At 61.2% G+C, this 933-nt stretch carries 1 protein-coding gene; it reads right to left on the bottom strand.

What is annotated here, in order from left to right; translation table 11 throughout:
• Positions 1-21 precede the first annotated feature (21 nt).
• A protein-coding gene (locus Mspo_RS19460; RefSeq protein ID WP_256366386.1) for an IS5 family transposase occupies positions 22-854 on the bottom strand; the annotation gives its coding sequence in 2 pieces (ribosomal slippage) (positions 22-473 and positions 473-854; 834 coding nt in all).
• Between the last annotated feature and the right edge of the window lie 79 nt (positions 855-933).

The raw sequence follows: 933 nt of genomic DNA, 5'->3' as shown, positions 1-933 counted from the left end.
AGAACCTGACTCAAAAGACAACTATCGCGCGAGCCGCCTGATTGCGATCTGGATCGACGCCAGAACGACGAAGGTTTGCAGGGTCGTTGCGAGGTTTTCCCAGTCTTTGGCGAGGCGTCGGTTGCGTCCGAACCATGAGAACGTTCTTTCAACCACCCAACGGCGCGGCAGCAGAACGAAGCCCTTCATGTCGTCGCTGCGCTTGACGATTTCGATGCGCAGCGACGGAATTTCGGCGACCGCCGTGTTGACCTGATGGGCGTTGTAGCCGCTGTCGGCCCAGACGAGTTCGAGCCAGGGAAAGCTGTTACGGATTTTGTCGAGCACGAGCGCCGCGCCGTCGCGATCCTGCACGCCGGCAGAGTGGACGACGACGCGCAACGGCAAGCCTTGCGTATCGACCAGCGCGTGAATCTTGCGGCCCTTCACCTTCTTGCCGGCGTCGTAGCCGGTCAGGCCGTCATGACCGCCCCCTTTTCCGCCGACTTCAGCGACTGGCTGTCGATAACCGCCGCCGTGGGGCTCGCCTCGCGCTCCATGTCTTCACGCAGCTCCATGCGCAATTTGTCCCAGATCGCGTCCCAGACGCCGTCCTTCTGAAAATTGCGGAAGATGTTGTAGACGGTCGACCGTGGCGGAAAGCCGTCGCGGGGAAGGTAGCGCCATGGACAACTTGTGCGCAGCAAATAGAGAATGGCGTTGATCGCCGCACGCATGTCGGTCTTGCGCGGTCGACCGCCGTGCTTGGCCGCCGGGATCAACGGCTCGAGCACGGCCCATTCCGCATCCGTCATGTCGCTGGGGTAACGCCCGCCGACGCGGGCGTAGGTCCTACGATGATCTAGCGTCCACATTCCGAATCATTCTCCGATGCTTCGGAACCCCAGAATCACGCAACTGCGGCGCGAACAAGAAACTTTTGGGTCAGGTTCT

The organism is Methylosinus sp. Ce-a6, from assembly GCF_009811655.1.
Lineage (GTDB): Bacteria > Pseudomonadota > Alphaproteobacteria > Rhizobiales > Beijerinckiaceae > Methylosinus.
Note: the sequence above shows the minus strand (reverse complement) of the source record. Positions and strands in the feature narration are given on the sequence as shown.